The sequence below is a fragment of the Metapseudomonas resinovorans DSM 21078 genome, from assembly GCF_000423545.1.
GTDB classification, from domain to species: Bacteria; Pseudomonadota; Gammaproteobacteria; order Pseudomonadales; family Pseudomonadaceae; genus Metapseudomonas; species Metapseudomonas resinovorans.
Genome location: NZ_KE384035.1, coordinates 43,288 through 59,577, shown reverse-complemented (window position 1 = coordinate 59,577; position 16,290 = coordinate 43,288). Strand labels below are relative to the sequence as shown.

Here is a 16,290-nt window from a genome sequence, read left to right as displayed (position 1 = left end):
AATCGGCAAGTGCCAATGTCCATAACCGGTGTCTTGGGCGCTATGTCGGAGCGTAACAATCAACTGATGAACAGCTTGTCCCAGCGCCTTTGAGACAGCTCCTGGCATGCTCGGGGCGCTCCACCGAAACACCGCATCGAGGTCTGTGACATCCGCTCCTATGACTCGTAACTGATGAGAGCACCCTCCTGGTCGAGCAGCACGCCCCGCGCCCCGATCAAGAGAGCGTGACCAGCCACTACATCGTGTGCTGACACAGGAACGAGTGAGGCACCCGCAATAGCGTCGCCAGCGGCCACAAGAGCCAGAAGATAAGCGATGCTTGGCATAGGGATGAAGTTGGTAGGCGCGCAGAGTTCGGAATTAAGCTCCGGTTTGGAAGCGGCGGCTGTACTCATCAGGACCTTGCTGCCTGGCATAAGGTCGAGGTGATCCAACCTACTGAAGAGCATCTTGCCGTTGCGCATGATGCCTCCAAGGCCTTTCGTCCAGGAGATGCAATCGGGCCCACGGTCCGGGGTGACTGGCGCGTAGACTACCCCAGGACAGGAACAGCATTGCGGAGCAGCCCAACGGATATGGCTGATCCTCGACGCCCTTGCAGGAAATCGCTCGTCCCATCATTGGGATCGACCACCCAACAGAACTCGGCCTCCGTGAAACTAAGTCCTGTCTCCTCGCCCCAAAAATCGCAATTCAGCAGCCGGAGCAGGCTGGCACGTAACTGTTCCTCAATCTCGACGTCCACTTCGGCCTTGTCGCCTTTGCCTCGGGGACCATCAGGACGCTCCCACTCAGCGGCCAGTAGGCACCCGGCTGAAAGGACCGTTTCGACCACTCGCTCCAGTAGGCCTACACAACTCATGAACCCTCCAATCAACGCAGTACCGGGCGCGATGCACGCGGCAGAGCAACCAAGCGACAATGCTTAGAAGTCTGGCTCACATCTTAGAAAAGCATCGGGTGAGACTCGTTACCAGCCCCGACGCTGCCTAACGTACCGAGCGAGAACAAAACCTAGCCCCTACTGATCAGAACCTGGAAAATTGGAGTAAAATTAAGTTATTATGGGCAACAATTGACTCCATATGGTAGATCAGGATCTGGCGTAGAGGGTGAAGACATGATTTCAATGACCCCATCTAAAACCGACCAGCAAGTACAAAGCTTCGAACCATTAGAATGCCTGCTGAAAGGACAAGCAGAAGCAGGCGACAGATACAAGATCTATCAACTGATAGAACGAGGCTTTGCCATAGAGGATGTAATAAAATCATTCGAACTCATCCGCGTACTGGATGATAAGACCCTGAGACTTAAGATTCTCGGAATTTCGGGTCGAACATTAAGCCGGCGAATGAAAAAACCGAAGGAACCTCTCACCCCTGAGCAAAGCTCTCGCGCTTTACAATTTGTCGAGGTGCTAGCAAAAGCAGAAACTGTCTTGGGAAACCAAACAAATGCTGAGCACTGGATGGTAAAGCCACAGCTTGGCCTAAACGGCCGAACCCCGATTGATCTACTCACAAATCCAATCGGCTATGAGCTCGTAGATGAATTTCTTTCTCGCCTATACTATGGTGTGTATCAGTAGATACTGTCGACTACTCCGAACTCACGGACTTTATTTCGTCGATACCTAGGCTATAAAAACAGGCCATGCTGACGCCACACAGACGGGCATAAACCGCCAGACGAGCGAGCATCAAGTTGACACGCTGAAGACCTAGATGGGCGCCCCCTTTTCTTTCCCCAAATGCTCGAGCGGGGGGGGGGGGGAGTATCGAGATGAGGCTGTACGTGCTCGCGCACAACCTCAAACGGGTGCAATAGTGCACTGATCGCAGCGATGAAGACCTAGAACCTCATTAACTCATTGACCAGCACCGCGAAACCACACCTCCAAGACCAGTTGAAAGACTCGGGGTGACGCCTAGGCGTCTGCGGGGCCCCTAGGCATCGCAGAAACAATCCAACATCGTGCCGCTCATCACTAGCTGCGCTTTTTACGCAGCCTGGCCCAACAGTGGTCATTTGGACACGCCTAGAGAATAATACTATGCCCAGCGTCCAAATCATCTCATCCCAAGTGCAAAAAATCGGGATAAGCATTGCAAGCTAATGACTCCTCATTATTGCCCTAAAAGACCTCCTACTCTGCCGCCCGCTCGCCGAAGTCAGCATTTCGGAATTAATCTTTATCGAAGTGCATACCACTGGCGATTTGAAGCGCCTCTTTAAAGCTTTCAATGTCACCGTAGAGAAGTAGTGCAATTGTTAACTGAACATTTATTGGACTACTACTGCCTGCATAGAACACCTTTCTGTCGGCCATGCGTCTGGAAGGATAGGAGGAGCTTATAAAGTCCTCGCCGAGAGAGTTTTTGACAGCTTTGATAAGCGCACTATTGGGGATGTATTTTTTGCTGAGAAGACCAATGCTGTTCATCTTACGAACATACATCTCTTCAATTACTTTTACCCCAATTGGGGGCAGGCCTTCATCAAGAACTTTTTTTTGAAAAGATGGCATATTTTTTTGCTCCACTTAGGGCGACGTCACTGTATCCATCGTCCAACGGACCCCAGCCGCACTCACACCCTCTTACAAGCGGCCTTAGTTTATATGGACCTTGATATAAATTCAGATTGCAGGCAGGACAAGTATCGAAGAGCTTAGCCCCATGCTTCCAGCAGCAGGTTACGCCTGGTATCTGATGTGAGCGATGCCAAAAACTAACCCCGAATCTGGAATAGTCATCCTTTGCGCACAGCAAACAAGTTCTGACAAAACCCAAACCCTGCGGCATTATCCACTGCTGTGAATAATTCGAATCAAGCAGAAGGTCGTATCCAGTTTTATTCTCGGTGAGTGGGTCTTGGAAGGGGACGAATAGCGGCAGTAGCGTATTATTTCTCAATAAATCATAGCGATTGACTCTGCTATTTCCTGGAATCCTATCAGCCAGGACACTAAAATTTTTGGGGACGATCATTGAAAGCCCCATCATCACTCCATCATACAAAGCCTTATAGGTCGCTGCTGACGTAGTCGCCGTCAGAAGATTGTACCTTGTGACTACGGAGTGGAGGGTCTCATCTGGAAAAGGAGTTGGGAAAAAACCCAGCTTAGCACTTGTCATTGAAAGAGGTATTTGTGCGAGTGTAAAACTCCATTCTACCTCAGCACTTCTTAAACACTGGCCTTGGCCGATCAATGCTTTTCCAGGCCCACACTCCGGCGTACAAAAAGCTGCGCCGCCAAGGGGAGCAGCGATCTTGCCAAGTGAACGTCTACAGAAACTCAAGGGCAAGCTAGGAGGGGGGCCCATGTGGTGCCCCAGTGTTGCCACGACACCTTCGATATGCAGATAGTTGCGAACACAAGACCCGTTGGACCGACGTCAACGAGTCAAGGATGAGGCGCTGTTGAAACTGTTGGGCAGCGATGCTGCGTGCCTTCGGACCGGTAGCAGTAGCGTCCAGGACGATTCGCGAGAAATTGTCAGAATATTTTGTCTGAGAAACACGCCGTTTTAGCGGGCACCGAGTCGAAATTGTCAAAATATATTCTGAGCGCATGTAAGCAGGACACGTCTGGAGACCCCGAATACTGGTGCATCGATTGTCAAAATATATTGTTAACAACCATGGTGACATATGCGCCGCCACCCAAAGCCATACGCCTGCCGAAGCGATCAGCTCAACGACCTTGCAGCCTCGACCGGCTTGCACAGCAGCCAGTCGTTGAGCAGGGCGCGCAGCTCCTCGAACTTCACCGGTTTGGCCATGTAGTCGCTCATGCCAGCCGCGAGGCACCGTTCGCGGTCGCCGCTATGACTGTGCGCGGTTATGGCCAGCACCGGCAGATCGGCACAGCCGGGCATGGCGCGCAGGGCGCGACAGGTAGCGAACCCATCCATCACCGGCATCTGGCAGTCCATCAATACGGCGTCGATGGGCTCGCGACGGATCTGTTCGAGGGCCTCGGCGCCGTTGTCCGCGGTGCGCACGCGGTAGCCGAGCTTGAGCAGCATGCCGCGGGTCACCAACTGGTTGATGGCGTTGTCTTCCACCACCAGCACGGTGCATTGCTCCGGTCGACGTTGTGGCTGACCAGCGGGACGACGCGCCGGCACGACCAGGGCCTGGGCCGGCAATGCCAGGCTCAGGTCCAGGCTGAAGGTGCTGCCACGACCGGACTGGGATTGATGGGAAAGTTTGCCGCCGAGCAACGCCACCAGTTGCTGGCTGAGCGCAAGACCGATGCCGAGACCGCCGTACTCGCGGGTCATGGAACCGTCGAGCTGGTAGAAGCGCCGATAGATCAGGCCATCCGGTGGAGTGGCAAAGCCAATGCCGGTGTCGGTGACCTCAATGCGCAACGCCAGACTGCCGTTGGCCGGTTCCTCGCCACTGACCTTGAGGCCGACTCGGCCGTGATTGGTGAACTTGATGGCGTTATCCAGCAGGTAGCCCAGCGCCTGGGCAAGTTTGCCGGCATCACCCTCGAGAGTGTCCGGCAGCTTTTGGTCGAGCGTAAGGTCGAACATCAACCCCTTTTCCTCGGCGCGGGGGGCGTATTGCACCCGCAGGCTGTCCACCAGACCGCGCAAGCTGAACGGCTCGCGCCGCGGGTAAAGCTTGCCGGCCTGCAGCTCGGTCATGGCGAGAATGTCGTTGACCAGCCGCATCATGTCCCGCGCTGAACCGGAGGCGGTGCGCTGGTACTGCTCCAGTTCGTCGTCCAGTGGCAGGGTTTGCATCAGCTCGAGGGAACCGATGACACCGTTCATCGGCGTGCGCAACTCGTGGGTGACGGTGGCGAGGAATTCGTCTTTCAGGCGGTTGCTGTTGGCCAGTTCCTGGTTGAGCGCTTCCAGCTTGCGGCCGGCGTCCAGGAGGATGCGTGCACGCTCTTCCTTCATGGCGTTGATGCGATCGGCCAGGGCCAGGGACAGCAGACCCACCTCCAGTGCCGAACCGATCTGGCTGGCGTACATGGTCAAGAAGACGTTCGGCAGGTAACCCAGCACCATCAGGGTGTTGATGGCGCCGCCAACGAGGAAGGCGCTCCAGGCAATGATGAAATAGCGCGCTACACGCATCCCGCGCAGCCAGGCCAGCACACCGGCGGCGAAAATCACCACCGTGAAGATCAGCGCCAGGGAGGTGGCCAGACGCAGGGCCAGGCCATAGCTGGCGGTCAACGCCAAGACCATTGCCAGTCCGCCCAGGGCCATCAGGCCCAGCAGGGCGCGGTCCATCCAGGGGCTGTGGTCGGCGGTATGCAGGAAACTACGGGAGAACTGGCAGCCGAACAGTGCCGCCGAACCAATCAGGAAAGGCGTCGCCGCATTCGCCCACCAAGGGTTGTCCGGCCAGAAGTACTGGATGCCCGCGCCATTGACCGATATCTGGTAGAGCCCGAAAGAGCCGATATAGAGGATGTAGTAGAGGTAGCTGGTGTCGCGGACGCTGAGGAAGATGAACAGGTTGTAGAACAGCATCACCAGCAGCACGCCATAAATGATGCCGAGCACATAAATGCGTTCCGGCTGTTCCTCGAGGAAGGCTTTCTGCGACCAGAGCGTCAGCGGCGCCTGGATGGAACCCTCGCTCTGCAGCCGCAGATAGATACGCCTGGTCTGATTGGGTTGCAGGCTGATGCTGAAGACGTAGTTGTTCTGCTTGATTTGACGGCTGTTGAACGGCAACGCATCGCCGGTGCGTCGGGCGAGGCGATAACCACCCTGGCCGTCAGGCAGGTAGAGGTCGAGGTGGTCCAGCGGCGGGTAAGCCAGTTCCAGCAGCCAGTCCTGCTGGCCACCCCGGTCGAGCGGGCGGTAGGTCAGGTCGACCCGCAGCCAGAAGACTGAGCGAGAGTAACCGGCATTGAGCACGGACTTGTCATTGCGACGGAAGCTACTGGCCAGGGCTGGGGACGTGATGTCGTCGATCTCGGCATCGCCACGAACGTCTTCGAACACGTCCATGTGCTTGCCCAGCGGAAGACTGCGCAGCTGCTCGTCGAACTCCACGGCATTGGCCAGCCCCGCGAGCAGGCAAAGAGATAGGAAAAGGAGGATACGCATGCAGCCCCGCAATGGCCTCTTGACCGCGTCCGGGAGCCCCACCTCCTTATTCGGCGCGCCACCCGGGGCCAGGTTGTTCAAAAACAGCACTCTAGCACAGCGCAAGGCGGCTGAAAGCTGCACATTGCCATCATGCCGAAACAGCTCTATTCCGGGCCTTACAGACTGAAGAACAAAGCCACCCTGAACACCCCTGAGGCAAAGCGCCGCCGGTGCGGCTCGGCGAGGTGTTTAATGGTAAGCTCGCCGACCATGAAAACGACCAACTCTCGCCCCGTAGTCCTCTGCCTTTCCGGCCACGACCCCAGTGGTGGCGCCGGCCTCCAGGCGGATATCGAAGCCCTGATCGCACAAGGCTGCCACGCCGCTCCGACGGTGACCGCCCTGACTGTGCAGGACACCGTCAACGTTTCCGACTTCCGCGTTCTGGATCGCGAATGGGTGCTGGCCCAGGCCCATGCCGTGATCGCCGACCTGCCGGTGGCCGCCGTCAAGCTGGGGATGCTCGGCTCGGTGCAGATGGTCGAAACCGTACTGGAAATCATGCAGTCGTTGCCAGGCATTCCGCTGGTCTGCGACCCGGTGCTGCGTGCCGGAGGCGGCGGTGCACTGGGCAAGGACGAGGTGGGCTACGCGATCCGCGAACGCCTGCTACCGGTGGCCGCCATCGCCACCCCGAACCTGCCGGAAGCGCGCATCCTCGCCGAACTGCCGGAAGGCACACCGGACGAATGCGCGGAGAAGCTGTTGCCCTTCTGCCGCAACCTGCTGATCACCGGCGGCCACGGCGACGAGACCGAAGTGCACAACCGCCTCTACACCCAGGACGGTCAGCGCCACACCTTCACCTGCCAGCGCCTGCCCGGCAGCTACCACGGCTCGGGTTGCACCCTGGCCAGCGCCCTGTCCGGCCGCCTGGCCCTGGGCGAGGAACTGTCCAGCGCCGTGCGCACCGCGCTCGACTACACCTGGCGCACGCTGCGTGACGCCGAACAACCCGGCCATGGCCAGTACGTGCCGCGCCGCTTGCCGTTGGACTTCTGCCCATGAAACTGCGCGGTCTCTACGCCATAACCGACAGCCAACTGCTGGCCGGCGGCAAGCTGCTGCCCTATGTCGAGGCCGCACTGAAGGGCGGCACCAAATTGCTGCAGTATCGCGACAAATCAAGTGACGACGCCCGCCGCCTGCGCGAGGCCGAGGCACTGGGCGAGCTGTGCACTCGCCACGGTGCCCAGTTGATCATCAATGATGACGCTGAACTGGCCGCACGCCTGGGCGTCGGCCTGCACCTGGGCCAGGGTGACGGTTCCCTGGCAGCAGCCCGCGCCCTGCTCGGCCGCCAGGCCATCATCGGCGGCACCTGCCACGCCAGCCTCGACCTGGCTGCCGCAGCGATCAAGGAAGGCGCCAGCTATATCGCCTTCGGCCGCTTCTACAATTCCCAGACCAAACCGGGCGCACCGGCTGCCACCCTGGACCTGCTGGACCAGGCAAAGCAGCGCTTCCAGTCGCCGATTGTCGCCATCGGCGGCGTGACCCTGGATAACGCTCCCGAATTGATCACCCGCGGCGCCAGCATGGTGGCGGTGGTCCACGCATTGTTCGGCGCAGATTCTGCCGCTGAAGTAGAACGCCGCGCCCACGCCTTCAGCGCCCTGTTCGACGCCGCCTGAACCCGAATTCGCTTGTAAAGAGAGTCCTGCCCATGTCCCGTTCCGAAACCCTGTTCGCCAACGCCCAGAAACACATCCCCGGCGGTGTCAACTCGCCGGTCCGCGCCTTCAAGAGCGTCGGCGGCACCCCTCTGTTCTTCAAGCATGCGATCGGGGCCTACGTAACGGACGAGGATGACAAGCGCTACGTGGACTACGTCGGCTCCTGGGGCCCGATGATCCTCGGCCACAGCCATCCGGACGTGCTGGACGCGGTGCGCAAGCAACTGGAACACGGCCTGTCCTACGGCGCGCCCACCGCGCTGGAAGTGGAGATGGCCGATCTGGTCTGCTCCCTGGTGCCGTCCATGGAGATGGTGCGCATGGTCAGCTCCGGCACCGAAGCCACCATGAGCGCCATTCGCCTGGCGCGCGGCTACACCGGCCGCGACAGCATCATCAAGTTCGAAGGCTGCTACCACGGTCACTCTGATTCCCTACTGGTGAAAGCCGGCTCCGGCGCCTTGACGCTAGGCGTGCCAAGCTCCCCCGGCGTGCCGGCGGCCTTCGCCCAGCACACCCTGACCCTACCGTTCAACGACATCGACGCGGTTGAAAAGACCCTGGCCGAAGTGGGCAACGAGGTGGCCTGCATCATCGTCGAGCCGGTGGCCGGCAACATGAACTGCGTGCCGCCGGCCCCGGGTTTCCTCGAAGGTCTGCGCAGCCTGTGCGACAAGCACGGTGTGGTGCTGATTTTCGACGAAGTGATGACCGGCTTCCGCGTCGCCCTCGGCGGTGCCCAGGCCCACTACGGCATCTCCCCGGACCTCTCCACCTTCGGCAAGATCATCGGCGGCGGCATGCCGGTGGGCTGCTTCGGCGGCAAGCGCGAAATCATGTCGTGCATCGCCCCGCTGGGCCCGGTTTACCAGGCCGGCACGCTGTCCGGTAACCCGCTGGCCATGGCCGCCGGCCTGACCACCCTGAAACTGATCAGCCGCCCTGGCTTCCACGCAGAGCTGACCGACTACACCACCCGCATGCTCGACGGCCTGCAGCAGCGCGCGGATGCCGCCGGCATCCCCTTCGTGACCACCCAGGTGGGCGGCATGTTCGGCCTCTACTTCAGCGGCGCCGACGACATCATCACCTTCCAGGACGTAATGGCCAGCGATGCCGAACGCTTCAAGCGCTTCTTCCACCTGATGCTGGACGGCGGCGTGTACCTGGCGCCAAGCGCCTATGAGGCGGGCTTCACTTCCATCGCCCACGGCGACAAGGAACTGGCGATCACCCTGGACGCCGCCGAGCGCGCCTTCGCCAAACTCAAGCAGGCCTGATGCAGTACAGCACGGCCCTCTCCGACGGCATTCTCGCCCTCGCCTGCCTGGCCAGCGCCTTCGCGCTGGTCCGAGCGGGCAAGACGTTCGCCGAAGCAGAGCGGCCGGCCTGGTTCTGCGCCTTGCTCGGACTGCTGATCCCGGCCGCCGCCGCCCTGTGCGGGGCGGTGCGTTTCTCGCTCGATCCTTCCTGGCACGAAATCCACAGCCTGTTCAGCCAGGCCGGGACTTTCCTCGCGCTACCGTTGGTCGCCCTGGCGATCTTCGCCTTCGCAAGGGGCACTATCGGGAGTCGCGCTGGCTGGGGTCGCCTGGTGATCGGCTTGTGCGTCTTCTTCGAACTGGCCCGGCGCTTCGGGCTGCTGAGCGAATACCGCCTCCTGTTGAGTCTCGCCGCCTTCGCCCTGATTCTACTGGCCAGCCTTGGCCGGCTACCGGAGCCGCTCCTGCCGCTGCTGGCGGCGCTGGCGACCATTGGTCTGTTCCTGGCGGCTGGGCTGATCGTGGGGACTGACGGCTTTATCGGTCCGTTACGCCGAGTCGACCTGTTCCACGCCCTGCTCACCCCCGCCTATCCGCTTCTAGCCTGGCTGCTGCTGCACCTTCGCGGCACCGAGACAAACGCAAACAAAGTAAAGGCTTTGTAAGATCGCCCCGGCTTATTTCATAATGTGACGGTCGGCGCGTTTCTCGCCGACCGGGCATGATGCCTGCACTGCTTCCGAGGCGCTGTGATCCCCATGAACCGCACCGGCCGCACCCTTATTCTGGGCTGCCTGTTGCTTTTCCTGCCGCTGCTGGCCAATGCCGGCGGTAACTCCCTGCTGATCCCTGCAACCGGCCGCTGCAACCTGAACAGCCTGCCGGAAAACCTCTCGGAAGCCATTTCCGCCTGCCAACAGGCCGCCAAGGGTGGCGACGCCGAAGCCCAGTATGAGCTCGGCGAGTTCTACTACGACGGCAAACGCACCCCACGCGACCTGGCCCAGGCCCTGCAATGGTTCGAGCAAGCATCCCTCAATGGTCATGCCGTGGCCCAATTGCGCCTGGGCAACATGTTCTTCCGGGGCGAAGGCGTACCGGCCAACAACGTGCAGGCGTACATCGTGCTGAAGATGGCCGCAGTGAACGGTTCGGACGAGGCAATGGACAGCGCCGACCTGGTGGCCGCGCAGATGCGTAGTGATGAGTTGGAAATCGCTACCCAGGTACTGGGACAGATCTTCCGCAACTACCTGCTGGAACTGCAGGCCGCTGACGGCGGCTCGCCTTTCTCGCCCCTGCCCTGACGGCAGCGGCACACATACCGATACCCGCTTACTTCTCCGGCATCGGCATGGGGAATGGCATTACGTTGCCGCTGCCTTTCGCTTCGCTGATCTTCGGCGTGCCCAGGCGCTCCACTTCGTCGATGCGAATGATCGAATGCATCGGCAGGAAACTGCGCACGACGCCTTCAAATTGGGCCTTGAGCTTCTCTTCGCTGGGGTCGACGACTACCTGAGTGCGCTCGCCGAAGACAAATTCCTCCACCTCCAGAAAGCCCCACAGATCGCTCTGGTAGATCTGCTTGGCGTACATCTCGTACACCTGGCCCTGGTTCAGGAAGATCACCTTGTAGATTGGGGTGGACTTGCTCATGGCGGTTCGGCGGGTCGTCGCGGGGCGTTTTCGGGGGCGCAGATCATAGCATAGCCATCAGGCAGCCGGCGCTAGGAACGCAGGGGGATGGCGACTATAATGCGCGGTTCTTCGAACCACCTGATCTGAAGTGCATGGCCAAGAAGCTCTATATCGAAACCCACGGCTGCCAGATGAATGAGTACGACTCGTCGCGCATGGTCGACCTGCTCGGCGAACATCAGGCACTGGAGGTCACCGAACGCGCGGAAGAAGCCGACGTGATTCTGCTCAACACCTGCTCAATCCGCGAGAAGGCGCAGGAGAAGGTGTTTTCGCAACTTGGCCGTTGGCGCGAACTGAAACAGCAGAACCCGGAACTGGTGATTGGCGTCGGTGGCTGCGTGGCCAGCCAGGAAGGCGCCGCCATCCGTGAGCGCGCGCCCTACGTGGACGTGGTGTTCGGCCCGCAGACCCTGCACCGCCTGCCGGAAATGATCGACGCCGCACGCCTCACCCGCAAACCCCAGGTTGACATCAGCTTCCCCGAGATCGAGAAGTTCGACCGCCTGCCCGAGCCCCGTGTAGATGGCCCCAGCGCTTTCGTCTCGGTGATGGAAGGCTGCAGCAAGTACTGCACTTTCTGCGTCGTGCCCTACACCCGCGGCGAAGAAGTCAGCCGTCCATTCGACGACGTACTGGCCGAGGTCATCCACCTGGCCGAGAACGGCGTCCGCGAAGTGACCCTTCTGGGCCAGAACGTCAACGGCTATCGCGGCCTGACCCATGATGGGCGCATCGCCGAATTCGCCGAGCTGATCCGCGTGGTCGCCGCCGTCGAGGGGATCGACCGCATCCGCTACACCACCTCGCACCCGCTGGAGTTCTCCGACGCGCTGATCCAGGCCCACGCCGAAGTGCCAGAGCTGGTGAAATTCGTCCATCTGCCAGTGCAGGCGGGCTCCGACCGCATCCTGGCGGCCATGAAGCGCAACCACACCGCACTCGAATACAAGTCGCGCATCCGCAAGCTGAAAGCCGCGGTACCGGATATCTGCATCAGTTCGGACTTCATCGTCGGCTTCCCGGGTGAGACCGACAAGGACTTCGAAGCCACCATGAAACTGGTGGAAGACGTCGGCTTCGATTTCTCCTTCTCCTTCATCTACAGCTCGCGTCCGGGCACCCCGGCAGCCGATCTCGTGGATGACACCCCGGAAGAGGTGAAGAAGCAGCGCCTGCAGATACTCCAGGGCCGCATCCACCAGCAGGGTTTCGAGATCAGCCGACGAATGGTTGGCAGCATCCAGCGCATCCTGGTCAGCGACTTTTCCAAGAAGGACCCGGGCATGCTCCAGGGCCGCACCGAAAACAACCGCATCGTCAACTTCCGCAGCGCCAGCCCGCGTCTGATCGGCCAGTTCGTCGATGTGCGCATCGACGATGCCCTGCCCCACTCCCTGCGCGGCAGCCTGCTCGAGGAAGCCCCGCACTGATCGACCTTCGGGGTCCGTGCTTTTCCAGGCGGGCCCCCGGGGTTATTCTTCATGTCACTCCACTCCTACCGCCCAAGGGCGAACACACGACATTGAACGCCTCCCTGGATTTGCACCGCTTCACCCTGGAACCCTTTGAAGCCCGCCGCTTCGCCAATCTCTGCGGCCAGTTCGACGAGCATTTGCGCTTGATCGAACAACGCATGGAAATCGAGATCCGTAACCGAGGTAACCAGTTCGAACTGGTTGGCGACCCTCAACGCACCCGCGCCACGGAAAACCTCCTGCGTCGCCTCTACCGCGAAACCGAAGCCATCGAATTGTCGCCCGACCTGGTGCACCTCTTCCTCCGCGAGACGGGAATGGAAGAAGCCAGCCCCAGGACCGAAGCCGTGACACTGCGCACCCGCAAAGGCAACATCCGCCCCCGCGGTGCCAACCAGCAGAGCTACGTGAAATCGATCCTCGATCACGACATCAATTTCGGCATCGGCCCGGCCGGCACCGGCAAGACCTACCTGGCAGTCGCCTGCGCCGTGGACGCCCTGGAACGCGAGCAAGTGCGACGCATCCTGTTGGTTCGACCGGCGGTCGAGGCGGGCGAAAAGCTCGGCTTCCTCCCTGGCGACCTCTCGCAGAAGATCGACCCCTACCTGCGCCCGCTGTACGACGCACTCTACGAGATGCTCGGCTTCGAACAGGTAGCCAAGCTGATCGAGAAGCAGGTCATCGAAGTCGCCCCGCTGGCTTATATGCGCGGCCGCACCCTTAACAACAGCTTCATCATTCTCGACGAGAGTCAGAACACGACCCTCGAGCAGATGAAGATGTTCCTGACCCGTATCGGCTTCGGTTCCACCGCCGTGATCACTGGCGACATCACCCAGATCGACCTGCCGCGCGGCACGAAATCCGGCCTGACCCATGTGATCGATGTGCTGCGCGATGTTCCGGGCATCAGCTTCACCCACTTCAAGTCCCAGGACGTGGTGCGCCACCCGCTGGTGCAACGCATCGTGGAAGCCTACGACCGCTTCGACAGCCGCCAGCAGCCAGCCAAGGCCAAGCCGGCCGACAACGACCCGGGCGCGATAAACGACAATGCTTGAACTTGACCTGCAACTCGCAAGCACGGCCCCGGGCCTGCCGAGCGAGGCGGACTTCCGTCGCTGGTGCGAGCTGGCCCTGCGCCAGCGCAGCGCCGACTCCGAGCTGACCATCCGACTGGTGGATGAGCCCGAAGGCCGCGAACTGAACCGCACCTGGCGACACAAGGACTACGCTACCAACGTGCTCTCCTTCCCTGCCGATGTACCGGACGAGTTGCTGGATATCCCGCTCCTCGGCGACCTGGTGGTCTGCGCGCCGGTGGTGGCACGGGAAGCAGCCGAACAGGGCAAGGCCCTTCAGGCACATTGGGCGCACCTGGTGATCCACGGTTGCCTGCACCTGCTCGGATACGACCACATCGAAGATGCGGAAGCCGAGGAAATGGAAACACTGGAACGGGAATTGCTGGCTGAACTTGGCCACCCCGACCCTTACCGCGACGACGAAGACCAATAAGAAGCACCGAGCAAAGGACATATGAGCGAAGATCGATCGAGCAACGGGCACAGGTCCTGGCTGGAAAAGCTGACCCAGGCCTTTGCCCATGAGCCGAAAAGCCGCCAGGAGCTCCTCGAGCTGCTGCGCGAAGCCCACCAGAACAAACTGCTCGACAGCGAAGCGCTGTCGATTGTCGAAGGCGCCATACAGGTCGCTGATCTGCAAGTACGCGACATCATGGTGCCGCGCTCGCAGATGATCAGCATCAGGGCTAATCAGACGCCCAAGGAGTTCCTCCCGTCGATCATCGACGCCGCTCACTCCCGCTACCCGGTCGTCGGCGAAAGCCTGGATGACGTCATGGGTATCCTCCTGGCCAAAGACCTGTTGCCACTGATCCTTCAGGACAACGGCCAGTCGTTCAACATCAAGGACCTTTTGCGCCCGGCCACGTTCGTGCCCGAATCCAAGCGCCTCAACGTGCTGCTGCGGGAGTTCCGCGCCAACCACAACCACATGGCCGTCGTCATCGACGAATACGGTGGCGTTGCTGGCCTGGTGACCATCGAGGACGTGCTGGAGCAGATCGTCGGCGATATCGAGGACGAGCACGACGTCGAGGAAGACAGCTACATCAAGCCGCTGCCCAGTGGCGACTTCATCGTCAAGGCGCTGACTCCGGTGGATGCCTTCAACGAGTTCTTCGAGACGGAATTCTCCGAGGACGAATTCGACACCGTAGGCGGTCTGGTCATGGGTGCCTTTGGCCATCTACCCAAACGCAACGAAACCACCGAGATCGGCGAGTTCCGCTTCCGCGTGCTCAACGCGGACAGCCGCCGCATTCATCTGCTGCGCCTTTCCCCGCTTTCCCGTTGATACGCGCCCCCTCCACAGCGGAGGGGCGCCCGTGGATAATCGCGCCCGGAGCCGGAAAAAGGCTCCGCTCGCTCGCTATTCCAGCTCCCTATCCGCCCAAGGACCGAGCATGAACTGGATCACTCGCCCCGGCTGGCCGGGCAACCTGTTGGCCCTGGCCGCCGGCGCCCTCACACCCCTGGCTTTCGCCCCCTTCGACTTCTGGCCCCTGGAACTGCTGTCCCTGGCCCTGTTCTACCTTGGCCTGCGCGACCTGGCACCCAAGGCAGCCTTCTGGCGCGGCTGGTGCTATGGCTTTGGCCTGTTCAGCACCGGTACCAGCTGGATCTACGTCAGCATTCACGACTACGGCGCCGCCTCGGTGCCGCTGGCGAGTTTCCTTACCATCGGATTCAGCGCCGGTGTCGCCCTGTTTTTCGCCCTGCCCGCACTGGTCTGGGCTCGCTGGATACGTCGCAGCGAAGCAGCCCTGGCCGACACCCTGGCGTTCGCCGCCCTATGGCTGGCCCAGGAAGCCTTCCGCGGCTGGTTCCTCACGGGCTTCCCCTGGCTTTACGCCGGCTACAGCCAGCTCGACGGCCCGCTCGCCGGCCTTGCGCCGGTGGGCGGCGTCTGGCTGGTGTCCTTCGCGCTGGCACTGTCCGCCGCCGTGCTGGTGAACCTTGCTCGCCTGCGCAGCCGTCCCGCGTTCCTTGGTGCCGGCATCGTGCTGTTGATCGCGCCCTGGGTCGGCGGCCTGGCACTCAAGGACCACGCCTGGACCCAGCCTGCCGGCGCGCCGCTGAAGGTCGCCGCCATGCAGGGCAACATCGAACAGAACCTGAAATGGGACCCGGAGCAACTCAACGCTCAGCTCGCGCTCTACCGCGACATGACCTTCAGCGCGCAGAAGGCCGACCTGATCATCTGGCCGGAAACCGCCGTGCCAGTGCTCAAGGAATTCGTCGAGGGCTACCTCGGTGTGATGAATCGCTTCGCCACTGATCGACAGTCCGCCCTTATCACGGGCGTACCGATCCGCCAGAACAATGAACGGGGCGAGAAGCGCTACTACAACGGCATCACCGTGGTCGGCCAGGGCGAAGGGACTTACCTCAAGCAGAAGCTGGTGCCGTTCGGCGAATACGTGCCGCTACAGGAAGTGCTGCGCGGGCTGATCGCCTTCTTCGACCTGCCCATGTCCGACTTCGCCCGCGGCGACTCCAGCCAGGGGCCGCTGATGGCCAAGGGGTACCGCATCGCCCCGTACATCTGCTACGAAGTGGTCTATCCGGAATTCGCTGCCGGACTGGCCGCCCAGAGCGACATCCTCCTGACGGTGAGCAACGACACCTGGTTCGGCACCTCTATCGGCCCGCTGCAGCATCTGCAAATGGCCCAGATGCGCGCCCTGGAGGCCGGCCGCTGGATGATCCGCGCCACCAACAACGGCGTAACCGTACTGATCGACCCGTTCGGCCAGGTCACCGAAGGCATCCCGCAGTTCCAGCAAGGCGTGCTCTACGGCGAAGTCCTGCCCATGCAGGGCATGACGCCCTACCTGCAGTGGCGCGCCTGGCCGTTGGTCATTCTCTGCGGCCTGCTGTTCGCCTGGGCCTTGCTGGCCAGCCGCATCGCCAAGACGGTTTAGCGGCGCTGGCCGCTCCTTGTTGGG

At 61.0% G+C, this 16,290-nt stretch carries 17 protein-coding genes; 11 read left to right on the top strand and 6 right to left on the bottom strand.

The genetic code is table 11. From position 1 onward, the window contains the following. Nucleotides 1-158 precede the first annotated feature (158 nt). The gene (locus tag G559_RS31200; protein ID WP_338053638.1) at nucleotides 159-467 is read right to left on the bottom strand and encodes a hypothetical protein; all 309 of its coding nucleotides are present in this window, start codon (nucleotides 465-467) and stop codon (nucleotides 159-161) included. A gap of 68 nt (nucleotides 468-535) precedes the next feature. Further along, the gene (locus G559_RS31195; RefSeq protein WP_338053637.1) at nucleotides 536-865 is read right to left on the bottom strand and encodes an inositol monophosphatase family protein; all 330 of its coding nucleotides are present in this window, start codon (nucleotides 863-865) and stop codon (nucleotides 536-538) included. 258 nt (nucleotides 866-1,123) lie between these two features. On the opposite strand from G559_RS31195, the gene parS reads away from it, so the two are divergent. Continuing rightward, the gene (parS, locus tag G559_RS30185; protein WP_081668180.1) at nucleotides 1,124-1,594 is read left to right on the top strand and encodes a type II RES/Xre toxin-antitoxin system antitoxin; all 471 of its coding nucleotides are present in this window, start codon (nucleotides 1,124-1,126) and stop codon (nucleotides 1,592-1,594) included. A gap of 597 nt (nucleotides 1,595-2,191) precedes the next feature. Here the strand turns inward: parS and G559_RS0128185 are convergent. The 3 genes from G559_RS0128185 to G559_RS0128180 form a co-directional block, all read right to left on the bottom strand. Continuing rightward, nucleotides 2,192-2,533 (bottom strand): hypothetical protein, encoded by a 342-nt coding sequence (locus tag G559_RS0128185; RefSeq protein ID WP_028631432.1) that lies wholly within the window; start codon nucleotides 2,531-2,533, stop codon nucleotides 2,192-2,194. After that, complete coding sequence (locus tag G559_RS31310) at nucleotides 2,505-3,143, bottom strand: TniQ family protein (protein WP_394296424.1); 639 nt, start codon at nucleotides 3,141-3,143, stop codon at nucleotides 2,505-2,507. The genes G559_RS0128185 and G559_RS31310 overlap by 29 nt, the downstream gene beginning before the upstream one ends. Before the next feature lie 555 nt (nucleotides 3,144-3,698). After that, on the bottom strand, nucleotides 3,699-6,095 hold the full coding sequence (locus G559_RS0128180; RefSeq protein WP_028631431.1) for a hybrid sensor histidine kinase/response regulator: 2,397 nt from the start codon (nucleotides 6,093-6,095) through the stop codon (nucleotides 3,699-3,701). A gap of 252 nt (nucleotides 6,096-6,347) precedes the next feature. Between G559_RS0128180 and G559_RS0128175 the strand changes: the two genes are divergently transcribed. The 5 genes from G559_RS0128175 to G559_RS29490 all read left to right on the top strand — a co-directional run bounded on the left by G559_RS0128175 (nucleotide 6,348) and on the right by G559_RS29490 (nucleotide 10,382). Beyond that, on the top strand, nucleotides 6,348-7,145 hold the full coding sequence (locus G559_RS0128175) for a hydroxymethylpyrimidine/phosphomethylpyrimidine kinase (RefSeq protein WP_028631430.1): 798 nt from the start codon (nucleotides 6,348-6,350) through the stop codon (nucleotides 7,143-7,145). Then, nucleotides 7,142-7,771, top strand: a complete 630-nt coding sequence (gene thiE / locus G559_RS0128170) for a thiamine phosphate synthase (RefSeq protein WP_028631429.1) — start codon at nucleotides 7,142-7,144, stop codon at nucleotides 7,769-7,771. The genes G559_RS0128175 and thiE overlap by 4 nt, the downstream gene beginning before the upstream one ends. A 32-nt stretch (nucleotides 7,772-7,803) precedes the next feature. Continuing rightward, on the top strand, nucleotides 7,804-9,093 hold the full coding sequence (hemL, locus tag G559_RS0128165) for a glutamate-1-semialdehyde 2,1-aminomutase (RefSeq protein WP_028631428.1): 1,290 nt from the start codon (nucleotides 7,804-7,806) through the stop codon (nucleotides 9,091-9,093). After that, the gene (locus G559_RS0128160; protein ID WP_028631427.1) at nucleotides 9,093-9,740 is read left to right on the top strand and encodes a hypothetical protein; all 648 of its coding nucleotides are present in this window, start codon (nucleotides 9,093-9,095) and stop codon (nucleotides 9,738-9,740) included. Before hemL ends, G559_RS0128160 begins: the two co-directional genes overlap by 1 nt. A gap of 93 nt (nucleotides 9,741-9,833) precedes the next feature. After that, nucleotides 9,834-10,382 (top strand): tetratricopeptide repeat protein, encoded by a 549-nt coding sequence (locus G559_RS29490; RefSeq protein WP_036997979.1) that lies wholly within the window; start codon nucleotides 9,834-9,836, stop codon nucleotides 10,380-10,382. A 28-nt stretch (nucleotides 10,383-10,410) separates the two neighbouring features. On the opposite strand, the gene G559_RS0128140 is transcribed toward G559_RS29490, so the two are convergent. After that, nucleotides 10,411-10,734, bottom strand: coding sequence for a DUF1820 family protein (locus G559_RS0128140; RefSeq protein ID WP_028631425.1), 324 nt, complete (start codon nucleotides 10,732-10,734; stop codon nucleotides 10,411-10,413). A gap of 134 nt (nucleotides 10,735-10,868) precedes the next feature. On the opposite strand from G559_RS0128140, the gene miaB reads away from it, so the two are divergent. From miaB to lnt, 5 genes are all read left to right on the top strand, one after another. Further along, on the top strand, nucleotides 10,869-12,209 hold the full coding sequence (gene miaB / locus G559_RS0128135) for a tRNA (N6-isopentenyl adenosine(37)-C2)-methylthiotransferase MiaB (protein ID WP_028631424.1): 1,341 nt from the start codon (nucleotides 10,869-10,871) through the stop codon (nucleotides 12,207-12,209). Nucleotides 12,210-12,301: 92 nt separating this feature from the next. Further along, nucleotides 12,302-13,318: a PhoH family protein gene (locus tag G559_RS0128130; RefSeq protein ID WP_028631423.1), complete on the top strand. Its 1,017-nt coding sequence runs from the start codon at nucleotides 12,302-12,304 to the stop codon at nucleotides 13,316-13,318. Then, the gene (ybeY, locus tag G559_RS0128125; protein ID WP_028631422.1) at nucleotides 13,311-13,775 is read left to right on the top strand and encodes an rRNA maturation RNase YbeY; all 465 of its coding nucleotides are present in this window, start codon (nucleotides 13,311-13,313) and stop codon (nucleotides 13,773-13,775) included. The genes G559_RS0128130 and ybeY overlap by 8 nt, the downstream gene beginning before the upstream one ends. A gap of 21 nt (nucleotides 13,776-13,796) precedes the next feature. After that, nucleotides 13,797-14,636, top strand: a complete 840-nt coding sequence (locus G559_RS0128120) for an HlyC/CorC family transporter (RefSeq protein WP_028631421.1) — start codon at nucleotides 13,797-13,799, stop codon at nucleotides 14,634-14,636. A gap of 109 nt (nucleotides 14,637-14,745) precedes the next feature. Continuing rightward, nucleotides 14,746-16,266 carry an apolipoprotein N-acyltransferase gene (gene lnt, locus G559_RS0128115; RefSeq protein WP_028631420.1) on the top strand — a complete coding sequence of 507 codons (1,521 nt, stop codon included), beginning with the start codon at nucleotides 14,746-14,748 and terminating at the stop codon, nucleotides 16,264-16,266. The last annotated feature ends 24 nt before the right edge of the window (nucleotides 16,267-16,290 follow it).

What these genes read in the sequence shown, in the direction of transcription:
- G559_RS0128140 (WP_028631425.1), bottom strand. Translation starts at nt 10,734, where the DNA reads ATGAGCAAGTCCACCCCAATCTACAAGGTGATCTTCCTGAACCAGGGC.
- G559_RS0128175 (WP_028631430.1), top strand. Translation starts at nt 6,348, where the DNA reads ATGAAAACGACCAACTCTCGCCCCGTAGTCCTCTGCCTTTCCGGCCAC.
- G559_RS0128120 (WP_028631421.1), top strand. Translation starts at nt 13,797, where the DNA reads ATGAGCGAAGATCGATCGAGCAACGGGCACAGGTCCTGGCTGGAAAAG.
- lnt (WP_028631420.1), top strand. Translation starts at nt 14,746, where the DNA reads ATGAACTGGATCACTCGCCCCGGCTGGCCGGGCAACCTGTTGGCCCTG.
- parS (WP_081668180.1), top strand. Translation starts at nt 1,124, where the DNA reads ATGATTTCAATGACCCCATCTAAAACCGACCAGCAAGTACAAAGCTTC.
- hemL (WP_028631428.1), top strand. Translation starts at nt 7,804, where the DNA reads ATGTCCCGTTCCGAAACCCTGTTCGCCAACGCCCAGAAACACATCCCC.
- miaB (WP_028631424.1), top strand. Translation starts at nt 10,869, where the DNA reads ATGGCCAAGAAGCTCTATATCGAAACCCACGGCTGCCAGATGAATGAG.
- G559_RS29490 (WP_036997979.1), top strand. Translation starts at nt 9,834, where the DNA reads ATGAACCGCACCGGCCGCACCCTTATTCTGGGCTGCCTGTTGCTTTTC.
- G559_RS31310 (WP_394296424.1), bottom strand. Translation starts at nt 3,143, where the DNA reads ATGACAAGTGCTAAGCTGGGTTTTTTCCCAACTCCTTTTCCAGATGAG.
- G559_RS31200 (WP_338053638.1), bottom strand. Translation starts at nt 467, where the DNA reads ATGCGCAACGGCAAGATGCTCTTCAGTAGGTTGGATCACCTCGACCTT.
- thiE (WP_028631429.1), top strand. Translation starts at nt 7,142, where the DNA reads ATGAAACTGCGCGGTCTCTACGCCATAACCGACAGCCAACTGCTGGCC.
- G559_RS0128160 (WP_028631427.1), top strand. Translation starts at nt 9,093, where the DNA reads ATGCAGTACAGCACGGCCCTCTCCGACGGCATTCTCGCCCTCGCCTGC.
- G559_RS0128185 (WP_028631432.1), bottom strand. Translation starts at nt 2,533, where the DNA reads ATGCCATCTTTTCAAAAAAAAGTTCTTGATGAAGGCCTGCCCCCAATT.
- ybeY (WP_028631422.1), top strand. Translation starts at nt 13,311, where the DNA reads ATGCTTGAACTTGACCTGCAACTCGCAAGCACGGCCCCGGGCCTGCCG.
- G559_RS0128180 (WP_028631431.1), bottom strand. Translation starts at nt 6,095, where the DNA reads ATGCGTATCCTCCTTTTCCTATCTCTTTGCCTGCTCGCGGGGCTGGCC.
- G559_RS31195 (WP_338053637.1), bottom strand. Translation starts at nt 865, where the DNA reads ATGAGTTGTGTAGGCCTACTGGAGCGAGTGGTCGAAACGGTCCTTTCA.